The organism is Pseudomonas frederiksbergensis, from assembly GCF_017114915.1.
Lineage (GTDB): Bacteria > Pseudomonadota > Gammaproteobacteria > Pseudomonadales > Pseudomonadaceae > Aquipseudomonas > Aquipseudomonas frederiksbergensis_I.
In genome coordinates this window covers 1-23,274 of the sequence record NZ_JAAUOE010000061.1, presented here as the reverse complement: position 1 = coordinate 23,274, position 23,274 = coordinate 1, and the positions used below count along the sequence as shown (strand labels likewise).

Genomic DNA, 23,274 nt, shown 5'->3' with positions numbered 1-23,274 from the left:
TCATCGTCAAGATTGAATTCCGAAACCCCTGTCTGCTTATGCAGGCAGGGGTTTTGTCTTTCCGGGCTTATAGAAACTTCAATTCGGAACGGTCTTGCGCGCCTTGCTACTTCTTCGAGCCAGCAACTTGCGCCACCAGATATAGATTCCCGTCCCCGACAATACAGCAATCAAAACACCCAACACCGCGATCATGACTTGCCCGGTGAACCCGATGATCCGCCCACCGTGTATCGGTAATTGCAGCCTATAAAAGCGCTCTCCCAAGGTGCCCTGTCCTGCGATTTCCTGCCCCAATAAACGCCCGTCAGTGCCATGGAAGAACAACCAGGACTTTCCATGGGCCTCGGTATCATGTTGGCCAAACCCCGCCCCATAAAAGTTGTACTCGAAGCTGTAATACAACTCGCCAATCGCAGCGGTTAGCCCCAGCCTTTGCCCTTCCTGCAACGCATGCTCATAAGCCTGTTGATAACTCAGCCGCGTAACCCCCAATTCCTCGGTAGGCATGCGCCCACGGGCTTCATAGACGCTCGGCTCAATCGGCGAAAACAGTGAAACCGCAGGTTTGAATATCTGGCTCGGCAAGTTCATGGCGACACTGCTGACGGCGATCGGCAGCAGCAATAACCAAAGCCACAATCCCCCCGCCCGATGCAGATCGAAATTCAACCGATAGGCATGCCCACCCTTGATCTTCCAGGCCGTCGACCACTTCTTCCAGAACGGATTGCCTCGTGGAAGCGTCAGCCAGAGCGCAATGAAACAATCGGCAACCCAGGCGACCGCGACCAGTCCCATTAACAGCAAGCCCCAGTTATCCGGCAGGACCAGGTTGTAGTGAAACTCAAGAATGAACGGGATGAAGTTCTCCCGCTGAAAACAGCATTCCCCCCAGAACCGGTGTCCTTTCTGTTCGGCATTGACCGGATCCAGATAGAACACCTGATTGGGCTCGGCAAAAGGTTTTCCGCTCGCAGGGTCATTGCGCGGTACTGCGGCCAGCAATGCGGTATGACCCGGTTCCGACGGGTATTCCATGTACCAGACTTGCAGTCTCGGATGTTCCGCTTGGAGCTTGTCGACCAAGGTTCCAGGTGGCAGACGCTGACCTTCGGAAGACGCTGAATAGAACCCCGGATTGAGCCACTCATCCAGTTCATGATTGAACGCCAGAATGCTGCCCGTAAGCCCCGCCATCAGCAGAAACAACGCGGTCGCCAAACCAATATAGCGATGAAGTAAAACCAGAAATGCGCGCATGGAATTTTCCTGCAGAGACGACAAAGCCAGCCCCTGGATTCAGGTGCTGGCTTTGTCGTAATAACGAATAGTTAGAACTGGTAGCTCACCGTGGCGGCGACGTTGCGTTCTTCACCCATGTAGCAGAAGTTCAGGCTGGCACAGGACGCCACATAGGACTCGTTGGTCAGGTTGTTCGCATTCAGGCGTACATCCACGCCCTTTAAACCCACCTTGCCCAGGTCATAGCCGACAGATGCATCGAACAGTGTGTAGGACGGCACTTTCAGAGTGTTTTCCGCATCGGCCCAGCTGTAGCCGACATAGCGCACGCCGCCGCCCAGCCGCAGGCCGTCAAGTGCTGCACTGTCGAACTGATAGTCCGCCCATACCGAAGCCATCTGGCGTGGCGCCTGAGTCAGCGAGTTGCCCTTGTTCTCTATCACGTCGGTTGCAGTGCTCAACGTACTGATCATTGACTTCGAATACTCGATGTCGGTGAAGGTATAACTGCCGAGTACTTTCAGGTTATCGGTCAGCTGCATGTGCGCTTCCAGTTCCAGGCCCTGGGAGCGGACGGCGCCTACAGCGCGGTAGAAGTTTTCCTGCGGCAATTTGGTCGCCAGGTTTTCCTGGTCGATACGGAACAGCGAGGCCGTGAACAAGTTGTCGGTGCCCGGCGGTTGGTATTTCAGGCCCGCTTCCCATTGGGTACCGTCGGTGGGGGCCAGAGGGTTGCCGACGCTGTCCGCGTAGGAGTTGGGGTTGAACGACTCTGAATAGCTGATGTACGGCGCGATACCGTTATCGAACAGGTACAACACCCCGGCTCGCCCCGTCAGCTTGGTGCGTTTGTCACTGATTTCGGTGCCTACAGGGCGTCCAGCTTCAGCCAGACGATTTTCATCGGATGTTTCAACCCAGTCCTGGCGCACACCCAGGGAGAAGCGCCATTTATCCATCTCGATCAGGTCTTGCAGGTAGACGCCGGTTTGTTCCAGGCGACGCAGGTAGCTGATCGGGCTGTAGAAGTCGATGGCGGAATTGCCGTACACCGGATTGAACGCATCGATCGGCGCAAGACCGCCGCTGCTCCAGTCGACCACCGTCTTGCGTCGCTGGTAGTCCGCCCCCATCAACACGGTGTGTTTGGTGGCGCCGGTGAAGAACTCGGCTTGCAGCATGTTATCGACGATGAACGCGTGGAGTTTTTCGTCGCCACCGGTGTAATAGCGGTTCAACTCGTTACTGCTGGGCGTGGTCCAGCCATAGGCGTAAACCTGATCGATTTTCACCTTGGAGTCGAGGTAACGGAAGTTCTGCCGTGCAGTAAAGACGTCGTTGAAGCGGTGTTCGAACTGATATCCGAAGGACTGTTGATCACGCTGGAAACCATCGACGCCCGGCTCGCCCTCGAAGAAGTTGGGGGAGATTCGATTGCCGTTGCGCTGATGGATGGTGCCGTCAGCCGGGACGCCGCCGTGATAGCCACCGTCGGGATCGTGTTGCAGGTAGGCTTGCAGCGTCAGCGAGGTATCATCAGTGAAATCGATGCTCACCGTCGGCGCGAGGGCGAAGCGCTTTTCCTTATTGTGGTCGAACTGTGTGTCGGACTGATCCGCCAACCCTGTCAGACGATAGGCAATACGCTTGTCATCATCCACCGGCCCGCTGAAGTCGAAACCCATGCCGCGTTGGCCTTGGGTGCCTACCGTTGCCTGGACCTGATGATAGGGCTCATACAACGGTTTCTTGCTGGTCAATGCCACCAGCCCGCCCGGTGAGCTGCGACCGTAGAGCACCGACGACGGCCCTTTGAGAATATCGACCCGTTCGAGGAAATACGGGTCCACCTGCATGGTGCTGTAGGTGCCGCTGTCACCCATGGATTTGAGGCCGTCGAGATAGATGTTATCCACCGAGCCGTCGTTGAAACCGCGCATCGCCACGTAGTCATAACGGTGGGTAGCGCCGTAAGGGTTGGTCAACACGCCCGGGGTGTAGCGCATCGCTTGCGATACGGTTTGCGAGCCCTGGTCGTCCATTTGTTCGCGGGTCACCACGGACACGCTTTGTGAGGTTTCCAGCAGTGCGGTACTGGTCTTGGTGGCGATCTGGCTGTGAGTCGTGTTGTAGCCTTCCATGCTGCCTAGCGCGTTACCCAGGGCGAAGCCTTTGATATCGGTAGTGGGCAGTGCCAGGGTTTCGGTTTCAGCGATGGGCCGCAATACATAGCTGCTGCCATCCTGACTGACGGCCACAAGCCCTGTGCCATTGAGCAAATGGCTCAACGCCCGATCCGCCGAATAGTCACCCTGCAATCCCGGCGACTGCAGACCCTGGGTTTGAGCCGGGGTCGTCGACAGAGTAATGCCCGCCTGACGTGCGAATTGGTTGAGCACATCGCTCAATGGGCCGGCGGCAATGTTGTAGCGGTGGCTGCTGGTCTCGCTGCCCTGCGCTGCAACGCCAAGTGTCGGCAGCAGGCCAACACCCAATGCGGTCGAGAACAGCGTCGCGCGGATGGCGTGGCGCAAGACGCCTGATTGCGCGGCGAAATGGGGAGGGTTCTTACTGATGGTGCGCACAGACATTGTAGGTTTCCGTAGGAAGTCGCTGAAGGCAGAGTTGAAGTGCTTACTGACTAAGCCGGACTGATTCGGAAAACCCGCCAAAGATAATTCAGGCCTGTCGCTCCAGCGCCACCCACCAGCGAGTGCGATAACGCAGTTGCACCGGCAGGGTTTGCGGCAGGATGGCCAGCAGCCTGTCGGTGTCTTCGAAACGGAAAACCCCGGACAGCCGCAAGTTGGCAATGTCCGCCGCGCAGGTCAGATAGCCGGGCCGGTAACGTCCGACTTCATTGATGAAATCCCCGAGGCGCATGTTGCGGGTGACGATCAGGCCGTCGACCCAGGCGCCGGCATCCATGTTCGGCGGTGGTGCCAACTGAATGCGACTGCGATCGATCAGATAACTCTGCCCGGCCTGCACCTGAGTCGGCAGGCCATCGATGGTCTGTGGCGAATGGATCGCGACCATGCCGCTGGTGACACTGAGCCGTGTGCAGTCGGCGTCCTGACGAACGATGAAACGTGCAGCCACACTTTCGAACAGACCGTGGCGGCTTTGCACCTGTAACGGTCGATCGAACGAAACCCCTTCGCCGCACGTCACGACGATCTCGCCGCGAGTCAGTTTGATCAGGCGCTGCTGCGCGCTGTAATCCAGATCCACCGCGCTGGCGGTGTTGAGCTCCAGGCGCGAGCAATCCGGCAATTGGAAACCACGTCGTTCGCCCGTGGCGGTGGCGAAGTCGGCGGTCCACTGTTGCCAGCCGACCACATCCTTGCCCAGCCACGCCGCCGAACCCATCAGCAACGCGCCCGACAGCAGCTTCAATGCCTGGCGTCGTCCGAGTCCCTGTGCGCTGTTTTCCAGGGTGTTGAACGCAACTTGAGCGCCGGGTATCGCGCGCAGATTGCTGTTCAACTCGGCTTGCAGGGACTGCACCCGTTGCCAGGCCAGTTCGTGTTCATGGTGTTCCGCCCTCCAGACGTCGCATTGCTGGCGCAACCTGGAATTGGTCGCGTTGTTACGCAGACGCAGCAGCCAGTGGATGGCTTGTTTGACCACCTGCTGATGAGGCTCGCCGCGACGATTCAATGCTGAGTTATCCACAGGCATCACGCTTCATACCGCAGCACGTAACAGTGATACAGCGCGTCGGCCACATAACGCTCCACTGAACGCAGGGACAATCCCATGTGTTCGGCAATCTGCTTGTGGGTAAGCCCTTCGCACTGAGCCAGCAGAAACGCCTGACGCACTTTCGGCTTCAGGCCTTCAAGCATGCGGGCGATGCTTTCCAGCAGTTCGAGCACCAATGCCCGCGCCTCGGCGCTCGGGGTTTCGGCTTCGGGCAAATGGGCGATGGTTTCCAGGTACGCGCGTTCGATTTCCTCACGACGCCAATGGTCGATCACCAGGCCGCGGGCGATGGTTCGCAGAAAGGCGCGGGGAGCCTTGAGCTCCAGGCGTTCGGTTCTTTGCAGCAGGCGGACGAACGTGTCCTGGGCCAGATCGGCCGCGTCGGCGGCGTTGCCCAATCGAGCGCGCAGCCATGTGTTGAGCCAGCCGTGATGGCTGCTGTAAAGCGCCTGTACTGCAAACTCAGGTGAGGACATGAACGCGACAGCCCGAACATCACAAATGATAATTAGTCGCATTGTCATCAAGGCTCGGGATATTTGCAACTGCCGTTCGAACAACCCCCAGCAAACACTATTGTTCGATGGCTCTGGCACGCCGTTCGGCGGGTATCTGACGGATTTCGTACAACTCCCCTAAGTTTTCTCCCGCTCGTGCCGAAAGACTGGTGACACATGCGTGCACCAAAGTAGAGCAGCTACAGAAGGCTCTGCGCTGTTACATGGAATGTTGCAACCCGGAACGCATCCTCACTTTTGGCATAAGAAGTCCCATGAAATGAATCTCAAGTTCAGCCATAAAATCCTGCTGGCCGCTTCTGGCGTCGTGGTGTTGGCCTTTGCGTTGTTCACTTTGTACAACGACTATCTGCAGCGAAACACCATCCGGCAAAACCTCGAGTCCTCTGTTGAGCAAGCCGGCGACCTGACCGCCAGCAGCGTGCAGAACTGGATGAGCGGCCGTGTGCTGGTCCTGGAAAACCTCGCGCAGAACGTCGCTCATCAAGGTGCCAATGCCGATTTCCCGGGGCTGGTCGATCAACCAGCCCTCACCTCGAACTTCCAGTTCACTTATGTCGGACAGGCCAATGGCGTGTTCACCCAGCGCCCAGATGCGAAGATGCCGGACGGCTATGATCCGCGTCAGCGCCCCTGGTACAAACAAGCCGCGGTCGCCGACAAGACCATGCTGACCCCGCCGTATATGGCCGCGGTCGGCGGGCTGGTGGTGACCATCGCGATGCCGGTGAAAAAGAATGGCGAACTGCTGGGCGTGGTCGGCGGTGACTTGAGCCTGGAAACCCTGGTGAAGATCATCAACTCGGTGGACTTCGGTGGCATCGGCCACGCGTTCCTTGTCAGTGCCGATGGTCAAGTGATCGTCAGCCCGGACAAGGATCAGGTGATGAAAAACCTGAAAGACATTTATCCGGGTTCCAGTGTCCGCGTCGAGAAAGGCATCCAGGAAGTCGAACTGAACAAGCAGGACCGCATCCTCTCGTTCACGCCGGTGACGGGTTTGCCGAACGCCGAGTGGTATGTCGGTCTGTCGATCGACAAGGCCAAGGCCTACGCGCCACTGAGCCAATTCCGCACCTCGGCGCTGATCGCGATGTTCATCGCCGTAGCCGTCATCGCGGTGCTGCTGAGCCTGCTGATTAACGTATTGATGCGTCCGCTGACCACAATGGGCCGCGCGATGCAGAACATCGCCCAGGGCGAGGGTGACCTGACCCGTCGTCTGGTCGTGGAAAGCAAAGATGAGTTCGGTGAGTTGGGCAGCTCCTTCAACCAGTTCGTGGAGCGGATTCACGCGTCGATTTGTGAAGTATCCTCGGCGACCCGTCAGGTTCATGACCTGTCGCAACGGGTGATGGAGTCGTCCAACGCCTCGATCATCGGCTCCGACGAACAAAGCGCCCGCACCAACAGCGTGGCCGCGGCGATCAACCAATTGGGTGCCGCCACCCAGGAAATCGCCCGCAACGCTGCCGATGCTTCGCAACACGCCAGCGGCGCGAGCGAGCAGGCCGATGACGGCCGTCAGGTGGTGGAAAAAACCATCCTGGCGATGACCGAGCTGTCGCAGAAAATCAGCCTGTCTTGCACGCAGATCGAAACCCTGAACGCGAGCACCGACAACATCGGGCACATTCTGGATGTGATCAAAGGCATCTCCCAGCAGACCAATTTGCTGGCGCTCAACGCGGCCATCGAAGCGGCCCGTGCCGGTGAGGCCGGTCGTGGTTTTGCGGTGGTGGCGGACGAGGTGCGCAACCTGGCTCATCGCACCCAGGAGTCGGCGGAAGAGATCCACAAGATGATCAGCTCGCTGCAGATCGGTTCTCGCGAAGCGGTGACTACGATGAACGCCAGCCAGGTGTCCAGCGAACAGAGCGTCGAAGTGGCGAACCAGGCCGGCCTGCGTTTGGTCAGCGTGACCCGGCGCATCGGCGAAATCGACGGCATGAACCAATCGGTGGCCGCGGCGACCGAAGAGCAGACGGCCGTGGTGGAAACCCTCAACGTTGACGTCAGCCAGATCAACTTGCTGAACCAGCAGAGCGTGGCCAACCTCAATGAAACGTTGAAGGATTGCGATGCACTGTCCCAGCAGGCAAATCGGTTGAAGCAGTTGGTTGATAGCTTCAAGATCTGATGAAGGTCAGTTGGACCGCGTTATCGTTCTTCGCGGGCAAGCCCGCTCCAAGGAGCGGGCTTGCCCGCGAAAGAACGATCACCGCTGAACCGAAGCCCTACACAAACAGCTTCAACACATTCGCCATCGCATCATCGGCAAACCCCTGAACGAAATCCCTGAACCCCGGCAGGGCCTCGGCACCGCCCTGGGCAGGTTCGGCGATGATGGTCCAGGTCGCCCGCGACTTGTCTGTGCCCAGGGATTCCACACTCATCGCCGCCCACAAATTGTCCACGCCCAAGGTGTTGTAGATCGTGGTCCAGGTCATATTCAGTGCCTGGTCATCCCGGGAGTTGAGTTGCTCGACCACCAGGTTGCCATCCTTGAAGAATTTCTTGCGCAGTGACGATACGCCTTCGCCCGTCATCTCGATGTGCGACAGTGCCGGAATGAATCGATCGAAGCCGGCAAAGTTACCGACCACCGTCCAGACTTGCGCCGCATCGGCCGGTACGTCCACCGAAGACACGACGTGGCAGCCGTGAGGGTTTTTGATCAGGGTATCGGGTTGCAGAGTATTCATGGTTTTTGCTCCGTGCTGGGTTGGGATGAATCAGATGAAGTTGATTTCTTTGAGGTAGTCGCAGCCGCGTCGCAGCAGCGCGGGGGATTTTTCCGGGTAGTGCGCGCCCATCTGCCGGACGCCGGCCTGGGCGTTGTCGTGACCGATCATCGAGATGTCGCCGATGTCTTCTTCGAAGCCGTTGAGGTAGAAACCCAGCACGCCAAACAGCGCGTTATCGCTGTCGACGCGGCCCAGTTGCTGCTGCCAGTCGGCGACGCTGACCATGGCGAACTCCCGACCGGCCTCGCGAAATGACGCCACGTAGGCGTCCCAGCTCAGGGGCTCGGGATTGTGCAGGTTGAACACCGCTTTTTCGGCCTGGTAACGGCTGGCATGGAAGGCGATGAAACGGGCGAGAAAATCCACCGGCATCAGGTCGAAATTCAGCGCGAACTCCGGCACCTGACCGAGCTGGATCGAGCCCTTGAGCATCAGCATCAGGCGATTCTTGTGGGGCTGGCAGACGCCGGTGAGGCTGTTGAAACTGATATTGCCGGGGCGATAAAGATTGACCCGCACCCCACGCTCCCGCGCCCGTTCGAGGATCCGTTCGCCGACCCATTTGGACAGGTTGTAGCCGTTCTTGATGTAGATCGGCGGCGTCTGCGCGGCGGGCAATTCCAGCACCCGGCCATCGTCGGACATCGTGCTGGACGCCGAGAGCGTCGAGACGAAGTTGAAGATCTTCTTGCTGCGCCCTTCACACAGGCGCAGGCACTCGAAAATCGGCTCGACGTTGTCCCGCGCCAACGACTCATAATCGAGAACGTGATTGACGTTGGCGGCGTTGTGCACCAGCGCGCCGAACTCGCGATCCAGTCGTTGATAGACGTCTTCGCTGAGCCCCAGTTGCGGGCGAGTGATGTCTGCCGCGTAAACTTGCACCCGGCTCAGGTCCAGATGCTCCAGACGGTTTTCCCGCAGCGCCTGGGCGAAGCGTTGCGCCGCCGATTGCCCGCCGCCATCGCGCACCAGGCACGCGACTTCGCTGGCGCCCCAGGCCAGCAGCGCTTCGACGATATGCACACCGACAAAGCTGTTGGCGCCGGTGACGATCACCTTGTGCACATCGCCCATTTGGCTGATAGGCAGCGGCTCGATGTCCAGTTCGCGGAAGGCGTCGGCCAAGGCTTTTTCACTCAGCACTTCCTCGGTCCCGGAACCGCGCACCAGGGTCGCCAGCTTCGCAATCGTCGGCAGTTCGATGAAGCGGTTGATCGAGATACTGCGGCCGAACTCCTCACGCAAACGCAGGAGCATGCGTGACAGCAAAATCGAGTGCCCGCCGAGGTTAAAGAAACTTTCGTCGGTGGAAATGTCGCTGGCGGGCAGCTCCAGCAGCTCGGCCCAGATCTCCAGCAACAGCGCTTCATCGGCGCTGGCGGGCAAACGCCGAGGATTGTTTTCGGTCACGGTGACGGGCAGTTCCAGCAGCGCTTTGCGGTCGACCTTGCCATTACTGGCGAACGGCATGCTCGCCAGTTCGGTCCAGGCAGTCGGCTGCATGTAGTCTGGCAAAAACTGCATTGCGTGGGCTTTCAAGGCTTCGCGAGCGGCGCCGGGTTGTGCTTCCTGAGGTTGCGCGAGAAAGGCCAGAATCCGCCGATGAGGGTCGATGACCACCGCCACCTGACGGTACAGCTGACTGTCGCGCAGGCAGCGTTCGATCTCTTCCGGCTCGACCCGAAAGCCGCGAATCTTCACCTGATTGTCTCGCCGTCCGCACAGCTCGATACCTTCGGCGGTCCACTTGGCCATATCACCGGAGCGATACGCGCGCAGGCGCTGGCCGTTCGGCAGGCTCAGGTTCAGATAGCGTTCGGCAGTCTGCTGCGGGTTATTCAGGTAACCCAGGCACACCCCTGGACCGACGATGAACAACTCACCGACAGTTTGCTCGGTCACCGGTTGCAAGTCCTCATCGAGGATCAACACCTGACTGTTGGCAATTGGTGCGCCGAGGGTCCGGTTGTTGTCGCCGGGGCGCAGTTGCCGCGCGGTGATCAGCACCGTGGCTTCGGTCGGGCCGTAGAGGTTGTAGAGATTGCCTTGGCGGGTCAGTTGCTGGATCACATAGGGTTCGCAAACATCGCCGCCGGTCATCACGTGATCGAGAACCTGCAACTGATCCAGCGGCAGGATGCTCAACAGCGCTGGCGGCAAAAAGGCATGGCTCAGTTGCTGATGACGGATCAGCTCGACCAGTTGCAACGGGTCGCGGCGCTGGTCCTCGTCGGGCACGATCAGCTCGGCGCCCTGCAACAGGGTCGGGAAGATGTCGATCAGCGACGAGTCGAAACTCAGCGACGAAAACTGCAACACCCGGCTCTGTTCGGTCAGCTGCACGTAGTCGGCGTACCACGCGGTGAAGTGCGCGAGGTTGGCCTGGCTGAGCAGCACGCCTTTGGGGTGACCCGTGGTGCCCGAGGTATAGAGCGCCATGCACGGCGCGTCGAGAGCGGGGCGTTGGCGCATCAAGGGTTGGTCGAGATTCACATCGCCGCTGTCGATATGGCTGATGTCCAGCCCCGGCATCGTCTCGCCGAGCGGGTGTTCTCCATCATGCAGCAACAACACCGCCCCGGCGTTTTCCAGAATGTACTGCTGACGTTGCAGCGGATGACTCGGCTCCAGCGGCAGATACACCGCGCCGCTGCCGAGGATCGCCAGAATCCCCGCATACAGGGCGCTGCATTTTGGCAGGCAGATCCCGACCACCAACGGCCCTTGATGCTGATCGAGCAACGGTTGCAAGCGCTGTTGGATGGCGCGGCTGTGGGCGTGCAGTTGCCGATAGCTCAGAGTCGTGCCGGCGATGTTCAGCGCCGGACGCTCGGCGGACTGGATGAAACGTTGTTCGAGCCGCTCGATCATCGGGATCTGCCCGAGCTGCAGCAGCCATGGTTCAGCCGTGCTGTTGAGTCGATGGACGAAGGCCAGACCCTCCAGGAACAGCAGATTTTCAACCTGCTCAAAGTGCGCGAAAGCCGGCGACTCGGCTTGCTGGAAATAGTCGGCATCCCGGGAGAAGCGGCTGACCAGCAGGGCCACGTGATCGACCAGCTCGGCCACCGCCCTCAGGCGCAATGCCTGGCCGTTGCCGGACGATTCTTCGGCGATCGGCACGCGAGTCAGCGGCGTCGAGTTGTGCGTGCACAGCAGGTCCAGTGGTGGCAGACCTGAAGCCCCTGTCACACCGACACCCAATTGCAGCGTTAAACGCGGCGCATTGCCAAAGTCCCGAAACGGCAGGCTCGCGTCGTCGACCAGCAGATCAAATATGCCCGGCGGCGGTTCCTGCGCATTCGCAAGCCGCGCCAATGAATGACCGTGTTGTTCGAGCTCCAACGCCAGTTCGGTCAGGGCCTGGCTTTGCCCGATGAGCAAAATATCGAGACGTCTCATGATGTTCTCCTCGTTAAACCAGGTAGTCGCTCAAGGCGCTTTGCACGCACGCTGAATCGAGCAGTGAACTGCTGCGGAAAAACCGCACGATGTTGGCGACCAGCGGGTGATGGCGATTGATCGGGAAGGCCAGGCCCGACACTTCGCTCTTGAGTGCCTGGCGTGTTGCATCGCTGATCTGCAAGGCGTCGATCAAGCGGAAGTCGAAGGACTTCTGGATGTCGTTGGTCAGGTAATGGCCGATGAACGCCGGCAGGATGTTCGCGATGCACTGGCGATCGTCTTCGCTCGCGGTGTGCCAGTAGATGCGCACCAACCGCGACCAGAACCCGGAGTGACGGCCCTCGTCGAGCAAGTGGTCAGCCATCAGGCCCTTGATCGATTGCTTGACCGTGTCGTCCTTGGCGAACGCCGCCACATCGCCGGTCACGGTGTTCTCGGCGATAGCCACGCAGATCAGCTCCACGGCGCTGCGCAGGTGTTCCGGTGCGAGCGCCACGGCCGCCGGAATGGCACGGCTCAGTTCGATTTCATCCGGCAGCTCGATGGGCGCGATGCGAGTCATGGCGACGGTCTGCTGCATGAAGTCCATGGCCACCAGGGCGTGGTAATCCTCGTCCACCACCACGGTCATGGCGTCGTAGCGACAGGCGAACGGGAACGCCACGCTGAAGCGGTTTTTGGCGATACTGCGGGCAGTCTTGTCGACGATTTCGGTTTCGAAAATCACCACGTCATTGATGAACTTGTAGAGCGTCTGCACCAGGGCGAAGTCCCGTTGCTCCGGGCACTCGCGCAGGAAGGTTTCGCTCAGCACCAGCGGCTGACGGCTCAGCGGGTAGATCAGCTTGTCGTCGTTCTCCAGCACGCGCCGGGGGCGGGTGCGAATGGTCGCGCGGCTCTCCCAGGCGTCGGCGAAGGATTGGTAGTCGGCGGCGTTCATGCGGTCACCTGTGCAACCGGTTCGCTCATGCTCAGGCGCAAGCCATCCCACAGGGCGATGCGACTTTCCACGGCGGCGATGGCGCTGGCGTAGACGTCTTCTTCGCGCTGCGGATCGCCATCGACCAGGCGGGCGAGGAGTTTTTCCGCCGCCGGGCCATGGTCTTCGGAGTCGACTTCGATGTGCCGTTCCAGGTAGTAACGGAAGGTCGGCGCCTGTTCGATGCCGATGCCCCAGTCGTCGAGAATCCGCTGGAACATCTGCGGGATGACACTCTCGCGGCCGTGCAGAAACGCCGCCGCCACACTGTGCCCCGGTGCATGCAACGCGGTGTGCAAGGTGTGGCGCACGAACTGCGCGGCCGCCGGGTCGACGTCCACGCTTTGCAAGGCCACGTCGTAGCTCACGCCTTCTTTTTGCAGCGCCACGAAGCGTTCGACGGCGTCCGTGCTTGCACCGACTTCGCGCATCGCATCCAAGTACAACTCGAAATGGCTGTAGTGGCCTTGATCGAGGCGATCATCGGACTCTTCACCGAGCACGATCTCGTTGATCAACCGTGCGGCCTGAGGATCTCGCGGCGGCAGCCAGGGTAACTGAACGCAGGTCAGTTCCTGTTGCAGGCGCTTGGTCAGCGACATGAAATCCCACACCGCAAACACATGGGTTTCCATGAAGCGTTGAAGGACCGATAACGAATGTATTTCAGAGAAGATCGGGTGCGCACTAAGTTCTGCTTTCTTCTGATTGAGACGGTCTTTAGTCGGTTTCATGAGCGGGCCTATATATGATCTGGAATACCGTTGATGAGTGTGTTGATCAATAGCGGACGGTTGCTTGTAGTTTTCTATTGGCGAACGGGTGCCTCAATTGAATTGATGTTTTTCAGTTGTGCATAGTTGCTGGAGAGCGCCGGGTCCCAGTGTTGTTGGGTGGCGGAGAAAAACTAATACACGAGTAAAGTTCCGGGCAAGTCATTTTTTTATTAATTTAAAGTTTAACTTTCTTGGGCGCGGCAAGTTCCAATAAAACTTCTGTGTGAAGTTTTATTTGGGCGTAGTTGCTCCTTTCAACTTATATAAGTCAAAATTCAAATAAAGAGTGAATGCCTCACTCAAAGCAACTTTCTACTGGGTTCGTTGACGTGATCTGAGGGGGTGGAAGTTGGCTGGGAATGACGCCGGTTCTTCCTTTCCCGTGGCAAGACTCCTTCCGTAGGTTCTTGGTGCGAGGACTGCTCCGCGGATGCGGTGCGTCGCCCGTCATTATTCGTTGGCAGCTCAAGAGTGAGCGTAATTCACGGCGGTCGCTATCACCGCTGCTAGATCTGATAGGCGTAATTGTCGGGTTTGAGAGAACAGGGGCTTTGGGGAGCGGGCATGAAGTCGCTGCGCATTGCTGCGGTGTGAACGAAAGGGGATTTGTAAGCAGATTTGTTCGTTGAGCAATCCAGTGGCGGATCAGTTCGACATCGCGGCAAACGAAAGCGAGCCTTTCAACAGGCTCGCCCGGGGCTGCTGTCGCGGCGATTTACTTTGAGGCTTTCCTGGGCTGCGCCTCAGGGCTTGCGAGGTAGTGCGTGATGACTTCGACACCCCGGTTGAGGTGGTTTTCGAGCAGCATCACCGCACGCTCGACGTTCCGCTCTTCGGCGGCCTGCAACAACGCCCGGTGATCTTCCTGGGACAGTTTGCCCAGGCCCATGGCTTCCAGATTGAAGCGCAGGAAGCGTTCCTCTTCGTTCAGCCCGTCTTCGACCAGCCTCAGCAACCGCTGGTTGGGGGCCTTGTTGTACAGCGCCATGTGGAACAAGCGATTGAGCCGGCCAATCTCGGTGTAGTCGTGCTCCGTTTCCAACTCCTCGATATAGCGCGCAGCCTGTTTGAAATCGGCGGCGTCGAGCAGGGGGATCGACCGACGCAGGGCTTCGGACTCCAGCAGGATCCGCAGCTCATAGGTTTCAGCCGCATCGCCCTGAACCAGCGGTGCGACCACCGCGCCTTTATGGGCGATCACGTTGAGCAGCGATTGCGCTTCGAGTTGGCGCAAGGCTTCGCGCACCGGCATGCGGCTGACGCCGAACAGGTCGGCGAGGTCTTGCTGACGCAGGGCGGTGCCGCAGGGAATGCGACCGTCGAGAATGGCCGCACGCAGGGTTTCTTGGATCACTGAACGTGCCTGGTGAGCGGGAATCGGCCCGTTGACCTTGATACTGCTGAGAGGGTTGGGCTTCTGTGTCACGACAAACGCACCCTGATTGGCTGAAATATTTGGATCCAAATGGACACTAGTGACTGCCTGACGGGTTGTCAAACAGGCAGAAAGTCAAAAGATCGCAGCCTTCGGCAGCTCCTGCGATCCTTTTATGGCACCCCTAATGCCAAGTTTAGCGTGTTGGCAGTGATCTCACCGTGCCATTGTCTTTTGGCAGGCTAACCTTCACCATCAAGCAGATTTTCCATCTGCCTGACCTGGATGCCTCGCATTGGCGGTACGTTTCGCGATCCCTCGGACTTTGCGCTGGCTAGGCTGCGCACTGCTGCTGGCCGGCGTCATGCTGGGCGGGCTGCATGCCGACTGGGATTTTTCGCTGATCAGCCGCCGCGCTCAGGCATTGTACGGGCCTTTGGGCGAAGGGCGGCAGCGTATCGATGCCTGGCAGCAGTTACTGGCCACGCAAAAGCAGGTCGGCGAGCTGGAACAGCTCAACGTGGTCAACCGGTTCTTCAACAAGCAGATGCGTTACCAAGAGGACATCGACCTATGGCACGAAGTCGACTATTGGGAAACCCCGATCGAAGCCTTGTGGAAAGGCGCCGGCGATTGCGAAGACTACGCGATCGCCAAGTATTTCAGCCTGCGCCATCTCGGTGTCTCCAGTGACAAGCTGCGCATTACCTACGTCAAGGCTTTGCGCCTGAATCGCGCGCACATGGTCCTGACCTACTACTCGAGCCCCGAGGCCATGCCTCTGGTGCTCGACAGCCTGATCGACGCGATCAAACCCGCCAATCAGCGAACCGATTTGTTGCCGGTCTACTCTTTCAATGCCGAAGGGTTGTGGTTGCCGGGCGCCAAGGGCAACAAAAAGGTCGGTGACACCAAACGCCTGTCCCGCTGGCAGGATGTGTTGAAGAAAATGCAGGCCGAAGGATTCCCGGTCGAGCCGACTAACTAGGAGCACGCGCTCAGATGTCTTTGTTCAAACAGCTGTTGATCGCTATCTGTCTGTTCCTGGTGGTCGCCTTCACCGGCAGCTTCATGGTCAGTCTGGAAAGCTCGCGCACCCAGTACGTCAACCAGTTGCGCTCCCACGCCCAGGACGCCGCGACGGCATTGGCGCTGTCCCTGACGCCGAACATCGACGACCCGGCGATGGTCGAGTTGCTGGTCAGTTCGATCTTCGACAGCGGTTATTACGCGAGCATCCGTGTGGTCGATCTGGCCAACGACAAGACGATTGTCGAGCGCAGCGGCATCCCGGCGGTCACCAACGTGCCGGACTGGTTCGTCAAACTGATCGGCCTGGAGCCGGCCGGTGGCGATGCGCTTGTCAGCCGTGGCTGGGAGCAGGCCGCGCGGGTCGAGGTGGTCAGCCATCCGATGTTTGCGTTGGCCAAGCTCTGGCAGAGCGCGTTGGGCAGCCTCGGCTGGTTGCTGCTCTGCGGCGCGGTGAGTGCGGTACTGGGCGCGTTATTGCTGCGTCGGCAACTCAAGCCGCTGGACTACATGGTCAAGCAATCCCACGCCATTGCTCGCCGGGAATTCCTCAGCCTGCCGGAACTGCCGCGCACCCCGGAACTGCGCCGGGTGGTGCAGGCCATGAATCAGATGGTCGAGAAGCTCAAGGCACTGTTCCAGGAACAGGCCGAACGCAGTGAAAAACTGCGGGCCGAGTCCTATCAGGACAACCTGACCGGGCTGGCCAACCGGCGCTATTTCGAAATGCAATTGAACGCGCGAGTGAGTAACTCGGAGCAGGCCAGCTCAGGTTATCTGTTGCTGTTGCGAGTCAAGGATTTGGCCGGGTTGAACCAGCGACTGGGCGGTCAGCGCACCGATGAATTGCTCAAAGCGGTCGGCGAGCAATTGTCCCGCGAGTGCGCCAAGTACCCGGAAACCCAGAACCTTGTGACGCGGATTCGTGGCGGCGAATTCGCCGTGTTGGCGCCGGGGTTGGTGCGCGAAGAAGCGCTGCAACTGGCGAGTAACCTGGAGAGTGCCCTGGCGAGCCTGCATGCCACGGGCGCCACGGACGTGGCTTCGGTGGCTTCGATCGGGCTGGCGTCGTTTATCCATGGCGACTCGCCGCAAGCGGTGATCGGGTTGGCGGATCAGGCTCTGGCCCAGGCGGAAAGCCAGGGCGAACCGAGCTGGGCGTGCCTCGATCAGGGCGCACCGACGCGGGTTGGCGACGATCACCATGCCTGGCACACCCTGTTGGATGAGGCGTTGGATCAGCAGCGTTTCGAGCTGTACTTCCAGCCGGTGGTGGCCAGCCACGACACGCAGATGGTGCTGCATTACAAAGTGCTGTCGCGCCTGCTCGACGAGCAAGGCCAGACCATTTCCGCGGGGCGTTTCCTGCCATGGCTCGAGCGTTTTGGCTGGACCGCGCGGCTGGACCGTTTGATGCTGGAGCTGGTGCTTGAACAGATGGCCGAGCATGAAGAGTCGCTGGCGCTGAACCTGTCTTCGGCGACGCTGGCGGACCCGCAGGCGTTGAATGCAGTGTTCGAGATCCTGCGTCAGCATTCGAATCTTGGGGAGCGGCTGACCCTGGAAATCGGTGAAGAACAATTGCCCGAGCAAGCGGTGCTGGAACAGCTGACGCGGCGTTTGCGTGAACTTGGGTTCTCGCTGAGCCTGCAGCGTTTTGGTGGGCGCTTCAGCATGATCGGCAACCTGGCGCGGCTGGGGTTGGCGTATCTGAAGATCGACGGCAGTTACATCCGGGCGATTGATCAGGAGAGCGACAAGCGCCTGTTCATCGAGGCGATTCAGCGAGCGGCGCACAGCATTGATCTGCCGTTGATTGCCGAACGGGTCGAGACCGAAGGGGAGTTGTCGGTGATTCGGGAGATGGGGTTGTATGGGGTTCAGGGGCAGCTGTTGGGTGAGCCGAAGCCTTGGCAGTAACCCACTGATCGTTCCCACGCTCTGCGTGGGAATGCAGCCGGTGACGCTTTGCGTCACAACGGTGCCAGGCGCAACGCCGGCGGTGGGGCTGGAACGCGGAGCGTCCCTTGAGGCATTTCCACGCAGAGCGTGGGAACGATCAGGCAGGGAGGCTCAGATCAACCCCGTTTCATCATCATCGATCAACTGGCTCAACCCCCCCAACGCCTCACGGGCCTGGTTTCGGTCCATGAGCTTGGCTTGAGCGGCCGGCGGCAGGTCGGTGACGCGGATCACACCTTTTTGGGTCAGCACCTGAATCAAGTCGTCGAGTACCCGGATCATTTCCAGGTCGCTCTGCTTGAGCTGCTTGAGGCTGGTTTCCACCACTTCGTGGGCATACCAGGCCTGGATTTCATGGTGGTCGGCCGGCAGCGTTTCCGTGGCCTCGGCGTAGGCCGTGGCTTCCACGCGCACTAACTGACCTTGCGCATCGCGTTGCACGTAAAACATTGAGCATCCCTCGGAAATGGACCAGCGTCGTGCTGTCAGCAGCATAGGCCAACGCCGGCGAGTATGCGGTGCGACGACGAAATCGTCACCCGTGAGGTGTGCACCTACATGACGGCCGCCCGGTCTGGACGGCCGTCAGCCTGCGGATCAGCTGTTGTTGTGATCGATTTTGATGGTCGGGTCACTGCCGGCGATCAACGAGTTGATGCTGGCGCTGGACCAATTGTTACCTTCCAGTTTGATCGTCACGTCCGGGGCGGCCGCTGCAGCGTCGGCGCCGTTGAACTTGCCGGCGGAGCTGACTTGCAGGGACGACACACCATCGACCGTGGTGATCTTCAGGAAGTTATCGATGGTGCTGCCGCTTTCGCCTTGCAACAGATCGCGCAGGTCGATGCGGTCGCCTTCGCTGGCCTTGAAGTCCTTGATCACGTCGCTGCCGGTGTCGCCAGCCTTCCAGATGAAGGTGTCGGCACCCGAGCCGCCAATCAGGAGGTCGTTGCCTTGACCGCCGATCAGCGAGTCGCTGCCGCTGCCGCCGAGCAGGATGTCATTGCCCTTGCCGCCATCGAGGAGGTCGTTGCCACCCTGGCCGAAGAGAATGTCGTTGCCTGCGCCGCCCAGCAGCGTGTCGTTACCGTCATAAGCGCCAGATACATCGAACTCGGTGTAGTGCTCGGTGATGTACTGGTGCACGTTTTTGGTGGTGACTGTGCTGACGTCGACGCCAGTCTGCTGGGCCACGAATGCCTGCATGGCCTGATAACCCTCGCCGGCAATGCCGTTGAAGCTCACCAGATCGCCGAACAGGAGGTCATTGCCGTCACCGCCGTTGACCGTGTCGGCACCTGGCATTGTCGCTTCGGTATGGCCGATGATCGAGTTGGCCAGGTCTTTGGGGTCGATGTTGGTTTGTGGCGTTTGATCCGAGTCGTAGGGCTTGAGGTCGCCGAGAGTGACGTCTGAGTTCAGGCCGATCGCTTCCACCGTCGACACGTTGCTCAGCAATGCGAAGCCGCTGGAGGAGTTGTCGATGGCGGTGGAATCGGTGCTATAGCCGGTGCCATCGCGATAGGACAGTTCGTACGTGCCGTTACCCTCGGCATGGAGGGTGCCCAAGTCTGAACTGTGCCAGTTGCCTTTTTTATTCTGAGTCTCCAGCGTGACGTTGCCGGCGCTGTCGATGGTCAGGTAATGAGTGCTGTCCAGGTAGCCGGAATAGGTCTGCCCCAACTTGTAATGGGTGGTGGCGATGACGTCATCGAGCTTCACAGTGTCGTACAAGGTCGGGTTGGTCTGCTCGCCGCTCTGGTAGTAGGTCGGCTTGCCGTCGGTGATGAAGTACGTGAGGTTCTTCGCACCGGTGTTGGCAATGGCGTCGGCACTCTGGAACCAGTTGGCCGTGGTTTTGAACACGTCCTCGTAGTTGGTGCCGCCGCCGGACGACATCGAATCCAGAACGGATTTGAGCAAGGTCAGCGCGTTCGGGTCATTCAGGTTCACCGACACCGATTTGTTGACCTGGGTATCGAAGTCCACCAGGAAAATATTCACGGTGCCGGAGTTGCTGCCCAGGCTTTGCTTGAGGGTGTTGAACACCGCCGTCAGCGAATCCTTGGCCGCGCTGATCGAAGAGGCGCTCATGCTGCCCGAGCTGTCGACCATGAACGCGATGTTGTAGTTGGTGCCCGGCACCACGGTCAGCCCGCCGATGTCGGCGACCATGATGTCGTTGCCGTCGGTGCCGGTTACCGTGTCGTCGGCCGCCGTGGCGGTGACGGCGTTGTAGACCGACGGGTACACCGTGACCGGGATCTGCGCGGTGCTCGGAGCCGAGCCGCCGTGGGCTTCGGTGGAGGTCGAGGTGACGGTCAGGGTGAACTGGCCGTTGTAGTACGGCGGCGGGGTGACGGTCAGGGTGCCGAGATTCCAGCCGGTGACGTTGGCTTCGCCGTTGGTGGTGGTGAAGGTGTGGCCCGCGCCATCGCTGAGCACCGAGCCCGCCGGCATGCCGCTGATCTTCACGCTCAGGCTTTCGGAACCGTCGGTGTCGGTCAGTGCAGTCTTGATCGCGGACAAATGAACGCTGGTGCCTTCGGCGCCTTCGTTGAGTTTGTAGCCGTCGTAGTAGCCTTCGCCATTGGCGCCGTGCAGGTCGGAAACCGTCACGCCAGCAGCGGCCAGATCCGCCACGCCGGTGTACAGCGGCACGCCGGCGCTGCTCAGGTCGACCGCCGCACCACCGTTGACCGACAGGTTGACGTCATAGCTGCCAGGGCCGCTCTGGTTGTGGTGGTAGATGTCCAGGGTGTAGTAGCCGCTGGTGGTCGGGGTGAACGAACCGTTCAGGTTGCCGCCCGCGCCCCACGTGGTTGCGGCCACGTTTTTACCGCCGATGGTCACCAACAGGCTGTCATCGCCGGTACCGCTGAAGGTGTAGGTCTTGCCGGCTTCGAGGTAAATCAGGCCGGAGGTTTTCGAGGCCGTGCCGGCGGTGACGCCACCGTTGGACTGCACGTTGGTCACGGTGCTGCTGGAGTTCGGAGTACCCGCGGCGTCGATGACCGATTTCAGCGTGCTCGAAGACGCGCCGCTGCCATCGGTGCCGAGGCCCGACAGACCGGTCCAGACTTCCTTGATCAGGCCGGTGGACTTGACGCTGTTGTCCGCGACGTTCAGGGACGGCGCATCGGCAACCGGCGTGATGTCGATTTTCACCGTGGCGGTGTTGCCCAGCAGTTGACCGTCGGTGGGCTGGAACTTGATCTGCGCGTAGTCCGCCTGGTTGTTACCCACGCCACTGCCGCCGTAGCCGTCAACGCCCGATTCATTGGCATCCGGCGTGAAGCGCAACTTGCCGGCGTCGATATCGGCCTTGCTGAAGGTCTGGTTGGTGGCCACGTCTTGCCAGGTCGCACCGTCCAGGTACTGCAACTTGCCTTCGCCCGGCAGCTGAGTGATTTTCACCCCCAGGTTGGCGGCCGAACTGTCGACATCGCTGATGCCGAAGGTCGACCAGCCAAGAATCAGCGGGGTGTCTTCGGTGCCGGTGACGTTAACCGGCGCGGCGGTTGGCGCGTCGTTCACGGCCACCACGTTGACGGTGGTGGTGGCGGTGTTGGAATAGTTGCTGCCATCGGTCACCGTCACGGTGATGATCCGCGGCACAGTGCTCGGATCTTCACTGCTGTTGGTGAAGCTGATGTTCTTGATCTGCTGCATGTAGTCGGCCAGCGTCGCGTTGCCTGACAGGGTCAGAGTGACCGTGCCGTCCTGGCTGTTGGCGTTGATGCTGATGCCATTGACGCTGTTGCCCAGGTTCAGCGCGTCGCCCGGCTGGCGGTTGGTCAGCACGATGGTCGCGCCGGTCAGCATCGTGCTGTCCGGGTCGGTGATGCTCAGGTCGGTGTCGCCGATCGAGACGCCCTGGCCGGTAGTGCCTTCGGTGAAGGTCACGTTGTAGTTGGCCCCGGTGGCGCCACTGGAGTTGTTGGTGTCCAGGTCGAGCACCGGCGCGGCATCGTTGTCGATGATCGAGGTGCTGACGCTGCCGTTGGTGGTGCTGACCGCGAGGTTTTCGAAGTTGCCGCCGGTGGCCGAGTCGATCTTGACCACGAAGTTCTCGGTGCCTTCGGTGAGCTTGTCGTCCAGCGTGGCGACGTTGAAGCTCGCGCTGCTGGCGCCGGCCGGGATCTTCACGGTGTATACGCCGGTGAAGTCCGAACCGTCGGCGGCGGTGCCGCTGTAGACGATCTTCAGGGTCACTTCGGTCTGTGCCGGGTGGGTCAGGCTGACGGTGTAACTGGCGGTCTGGCCTTCGGTCACCGAGGTGCTGCCGCTGATGCTGACTTCGGTCTTGTCGATCGTATCGGTGACAGTCGTGACTGCCGCGGTATTGCTGGTGACCAGGTTTTCGAAGTTGCCGCCGGTAGCGGTGGTGATGGTCGCCTGAACCGTGCCGGCGTCTTTGTAAACGTCATCGGATGGAGCCGGAACGGTCACGGTGCCGATGGTTTTACCGGCGTCGATGGTGATTACAGCGCCGTTGCTCAACGTCACGGTCACTGGCGTGCCGGCGGCGTTGGTCAGGGTTGCGGTGTAAGTGATCTGATTACCTTCGGCTACCGACTCAGTGGCGCTCAGGCTGAGGGTGGTGATGTCCGGTGTGTCGGTCACTGAGGTGTCGGCTGATTTGCCGTCGACGTCCAGCTTCTCGTAGTTGCCGCCCTTGGCATCGTCGATTTTCACGCTCAGGGAACCGCCGCCGGCCAACGCATCGTTCGGTGCGGTGAAATTCACACTGGCGCTGCTCGACCCGACCGGAATGGTGATGGTCTGGCCGTTGGACAGGGTCACCACCACTGGCGAGCCGGTGACCGGGGCAGAGACGGACGCGGTGTACACCACGGTCCCGCCTTCAGCCACACTCGAAGTGGCGGTCAGGTTGACGATCGAGGTATCGAGGGTGTCAGTGACGTCGGTAACCGCCGCCGCTGGGCTGGTCACCAGGTTCTCGAAATTGCCGCCGCTCGCGCCTTTGATGGTCGCCTCAACGGTGCCGGCGTCCTTGTAGACGTCGTCCTTCGGTGCATCGACAGTCACCGAGCCGCTAGTCGCACCGGCGGCGATGGTGATGACGGCGCCGTTGCTCAGGGTGACGGTGACCGGCGTGCCGGCGGCATTGGTCAGGGTTGCGGTGTAAACGATGGAACCGCCTTCAGCGACGGAGTCGGTTGCCGACAGGCTGAGGGTGGTGGTGTCAGGAGTATCGGTCACCGAGGTGTCCGCCGACTTGCCGTCGACTTCCAGCTTCTCGTAGTTGCCGCCCTGGGCGTCGTCGATCTTGACGCTCAGAGAACCACCGCCGGCCAGGGCATCGTTCGGTGCGGTGAAATTGACGCTGGCGCTGCTCGAACCGACCGGGATGGTGATGGTCTGGCCGTTGGATAGGGTCACAACCACCGGCGAACCAGTCACCGGTGAAGTCACGGACGCGGTGTACACCACCGTGCCACCTTCGGCCACAGTGCTGGTCGCGGTCAGATTGACGGTCGAAGTATCGAGGGTGTCGGTGACG

Annotated in this window: 13 protein-coding genes and 1 pseudogene; 3 read left to right on the top strand and 11 right to left on the bottom strand. The window is 60.1% G+C overall.

Features of this window, described 5'->3' with window-relative positions; genetic code table 11:
* Window positions 1-78: 78 nt before the first annotated feature.
* From HCU66_RS25580 to HCU66_RS25565, 4 genes are all read right to left on the bottom strand, one after another.
* Window positions 79-1,263, bottom strand: a complete 1,185-nt coding sequence (locus HCU66_RS25580) for a PepSY-associated TM helix domain-containing protein (protein WP_205891174.1) — start codon at window positions 1,261-1,263, stop codon at window positions 79-81.
* A 71-nt stretch (window positions 1,264-1,334) separates the two neighbouring features.
* Window positions 1,335-3,836, bottom strand: a complete 2,502-nt coding sequence (locus tag HCU66_RS25575; protein ID WP_205891173.1) for a TonB-dependent siderophore receptor — start codon at window positions 3,834-3,836, stop codon at window positions 1,335-1,337.
* A gap of 88 nt (window positions 3,837-3,924) precedes the next feature.
* Window positions 3,925-4,929 (bottom strand): FecR domain-containing protein, encoded by a 1,005-nt coding sequence (locus tag HCU66_RS25570; protein ID WP_205891172.1) that lies wholly within the window; start codon window positions 4,927-4,929, stop codon window positions 3,925-3,927.
* Entirely contained in the window at window positions 4,929-5,429 is a 501-nt protein-coding gene (locus HCU66_RS25565) for a sigma-70 family RNA polymerase sigma factor (protein WP_008005709.1), read from the bottom strand. Before HCU66_RS25565 ends, HCU66_RS25570 begins: the two co-directional genes overlap by 1 nt.
* A 301-nt stretch (window positions 5,430-5,730) precedes the next feature.
* On the opposite strand from HCU66_RS25565, the gene HCU66_RS25560 reads away from it, so the two are divergent.
* Window positions 5,731-7,611 carry a methyl-accepting chemotaxis protein gene (locus HCU66_RS25560; protein ID WP_205891171.1) on the top strand — a complete coding sequence of 627 codons (1,881 nt, stop codon included), beginning with the start codon at window positions 5,731-5,733 and terminating at the stop codon, window positions 7,609-7,611.
* 97 nt (window positions 7,612-7,708) lie between these two features.
* On the opposite strand, the gene HCU66_RS25555 is transcribed toward HCU66_RS25560, so the two are convergent.
* The 5 genes from HCU66_RS25555 to HCU66_RS25535 form a co-directional block, all read right to left on the bottom strand.
* Complete coding sequence (locus HCU66_RS25555; protein ID WP_205891170.1) at window positions 7,709-8,176, bottom strand: SRPBCC family protein; 468 nt, start codon at window positions 8,174-8,176, stop codon at window positions 7,709-7,711.
* A gap of 30 nt (window positions 8,177-8,206) precedes the next feature.
* A complete protein-coding gene (locus HCU66_RS25550; RefSeq protein WP_205891169.1) occupies window positions 8,207-11,623 on the bottom strand; it encodes a non-ribosomal peptide synthetase in 3,417 nt (1,138 codons plus the stop codon).
* Window positions 11,624-11,636: 13 nt separating this feature from the next.
* On the bottom strand, window positions 11,637-12,566 hold the full coding sequence (locus HCU66_RS25545; RefSeq protein ID WP_205891168.1) for a diiron oxygenase: 930 nt from the start codon (window positions 12,564-12,566) through the stop codon (window positions 11,637-11,639).
* Window positions 12,563-13,339, bottom strand: coding sequence for a DUF3050 domain-containing protein (locus HCU66_RS25540; protein ID WP_205891167.1), 777 nt, complete (start codon window positions 13,337-13,339; stop codon window positions 12,563-12,565). Before HCU66_RS25540 ends, HCU66_RS25545 begins: the two co-directional genes overlap by 4 nt.
* Window positions 13,340-14,096: 757 nt before the next feature.
* The gene (locus HCU66_RS25535; protein WP_205891166.1) at window positions 14,097-14,807 is read right to left on the bottom strand and encodes an FCD domain-containing protein; all 711 of its coding nucleotides are present in this window, start codon (window positions 14,805-14,807) and stop codon (window positions 14,097-14,099) included.
* Between the two features lie 244 nt (window positions 14,808-15,051).
* On the opposite strand from HCU66_RS25535, the gene lapG reads away from it, so the two are divergent.
* Together lapG and lapD are read left to right on the top strand one after the other, a co-directional pair.
* Window positions 15,052-15,744 (top strand): cysteine protease LapG, encoded by a 693-nt coding sequence (lapG, locus tag HCU66_RS25530; protein ID WP_205891165.1) that lies wholly within the window; start codon window positions 15,052-15,054, stop codon window positions 15,742-15,744.
* Between the two features lie 14 nt (window positions 15,745-15,758).
* Window positions 15,759-17,705: a cyclic di-GMP receptor LapD gene (lapD, locus tag HCU66_RS25525; RefSeq protein ID WP_205891164.1), complete on the top strand. Its 1,947-nt coding sequence runs from the start codon at window positions 15,759-15,761 to the stop codon at window positions 17,703-17,705.
* 153 nt (window positions 17,706-17,858) lie between these two features.
* On the opposite strand, the gene HCU66_RS25520 is transcribed toward lapD, so the two are convergent.
* Both HCU66_RS25520 and HCU66_RS25515 read right to left on the bottom strand, forming a co-directional pair.
* Window positions 17,859-18,197, bottom strand: coding sequence for a tryptophan synthase subunit beta (locus HCU66_RS25520; protein WP_205891163.1), 339 nt, complete (start codon window positions 18,195-18,197; stop codon window positions 17,859-17,861).
* Window positions 18,198-18,344: 147 nt separating this feature from the next.
* Window positions 18,345-23,274 (bottom strand): annotated as a pseudogene (locus tag HCU66_RS25515) (LapA family giant adhesin); the annotation flags it as partial.

What these genes read in the sequence shown, in the direction of transcription:
- HCU66_RS25580 (WP_205891174.1), bottom strand. Translation starts at nt 1,263, where the DNA reads ATGCGCGCATTTCTGGTTTTACTTCATCGCTATATTGGTTTGGCGACC.
- lapD (WP_205891164.1), top strand. Translation starts at nt 15,759, where the DNA reads ATGTCTTTGTTCAAACAGCTGTTGATCGCTATCTGTCTGTTCCTGGTG.
- HCU66_RS25520 (WP_205891163.1), bottom strand. Translation starts at nt 18,197, where the DNA reads ATGTTTTACGTGCAACGCGATGCGCAAGGTCAGTTAGTGCGCGTGGAA.
- HCU66_RS25570 (WP_205891172.1), bottom strand. Translation starts at nt 4,929, where the DNA reads ATGCCTGTGGATAACTCAGCATTGAATCGTCGCGGCGAGCCTCATCAG.
- HCU66_RS25550 (WP_205891169.1), bottom strand. Translation starts at nt 11,623, where the DNA reads ATGAGACGTCTCGATATTTTGCTCATCGGGCAAAGCCAGGCCCTGACC.
- HCU66_RS25565 (WP_008005709.1), bottom strand. Translation starts at nt 5,429, where the DNA reads ATGTCCTCACCTGAGTTTGCAGTACAGGCGCTTTACAGCAGCCATCAC.
- HCU66_RS25555 (WP_205891170.1), bottom strand. Translation starts at nt 8,176, where the DNA reads ATGAATACTCTGCAACCCGATACCCTGATCAAAAACCCTCACGGCTGC.
- HCU66_RS25560 (WP_205891171.1), top strand. Translation starts at nt 5,731, where the DNA reads ATGAATCTCAAGTTCAGCCATAAAATCCTGCTGGCCGCTTCTGGCGTC.
- HCU66_RS25540 (WP_205891167.1), bottom strand. Translation starts at nt 13,339, where the DNA reads ATGAAACCGACTAAAGACCGTCTCAATCAGAAGAAAGCAGAACTTAGT.
- HCU66_RS25545 (WP_205891168.1), bottom strand. Translation starts at nt 12,566, where the DNA reads ATGAACGCCGCCGACTACCAATCCTTCGCCGACGCCTGGGAGAGCCGC.
- HCU66_RS25575 (WP_205891173.1), bottom strand. Translation starts at nt 3,836, where the DNA reads ATGTCTGTGCGCACCATCAGTAAGAACCCTCCCCATTTCGCCGCGCAA.